We start from the raw sequence: 1,078 nt of genomic DNA, 5'->3' as shown, positions 1-1,078 counted from the left end.
ACAGTACTGGCAGTATCAGTAATTTCGTGAGGTCCAGCGGGACGGTGGGCGCCCATGGGATTGCGAGAGCTGTGGCAGCTCGATCAGGTGACGCGAGAACAGTGTTCGACACCCCAATTGGTTTCTCGCGGATCGGGTCTCGCCCGCGTGCGATTGAACGAGGCGGAGTCGGGGTCGCTCATCCGACGGCAGCGAACTGCCGGGCAGCGGCGAGCACCTGAGGTCCGATGTCGGCGAGTTCCCCCTTGCGCAGCAGCAGCGCCGGTGCCCGATCGTCGAGGATCGGGTTCAGGCCCTGAAACCAGGCCTGCGCCATCGCCGGGGTGTCGCGGTCCGTGATCAACCGGGCGGCACGGTAGGCGATCCGTAACCGTTCGACATCGGTGTCGTTGCCGATGGTCCGGGTTCCGTCCGCCCACTGCCGCACCGCGCGGGTTTCCTTGACCCGGCCCAGGTAGGCGACCAGCTTGACGCCGAGCAGCTCGCGCAGGGCGGTGACCAGCTCCGGCTGGCTCATCCGGGCGGCCTCGTTGTACGCGGCGTGATCCGGTCGCGGGTGTGCGGTTGCCATGGGCAGATCCACCTCCTAATCCCAGGGTAAATCACAAATATCCCGCCATTGTTCAACTCGACCTACTGCGCGGGCAGCAAGCGAGAAACCCGACCGGGCACGCCGTCCCCGTCAACGACGAACCTTACGAGCGCCAAGCGGCCCAAAACTGCCATGTGCGACCGAGCGGATCCATTCGGATATAGGGCCCCAAGACGGAAGCCTGCACTGCGAGGCACTTCGCCTTGCTGATTGATGCGGGTGGTCGTCGTGCCTGGTGTCTGTGTTCCTGTGCATGGGTGCTGAGCAGGCGTTTCACGTGGCGGGTGGGCGTGCGACGGAAAGTGATGGTTGACACAGACCCTAGTTGCTGTAGATCATCTACAGGAACTCTTACTGAGTCAGGAAAGGATTGTGGTGCTATGAGTAAGTACCGGGTTATCGACACTGATACCCACCTCATCGAGCCGGCGGATCTGTGGACCGAGCGCCTGCCGAAGGCATGGGGCACGGACGTTCTGCACGTCA

1 protein-coding gene is annotated in these 1,078 nt (G+C 63.2%); it reads right to left on the bottom strand.

Going from position 1 to position 1,078, the window contains the following annotated elements:
• Window positions 1–178: 178 nt before the first annotated feature.
• Window positions 179–571 carry a hypothetical protein gene (locus AC1D1G_RS45475; protein WP_005568583.1) on the bottom strand — a complete coding sequence of 131 codons (393 nt, stop codon included), beginning with the start codon at window positions 569–571 and terminating at the stop codon, window positions 179–181.
• Between the last annotated feature and the right edge of the window lie 507 nt (window positions 572–1,078).

Source organism: Rhodococcus sp. P3_B8, assembly GCF_056402775.1.
This window is presented reverse-complemented; position numbering and strand designations above follow the sequence as displayed.

Coding starts and splice junctions, on each gene's coding strand:
- AC1D1G_RS45475 (WP_005568583.1), bottom strand. CDS start 571: ATGGCAACCGCACACCCGCGACCGGATCACGCCGCGTACAACGAGGCC.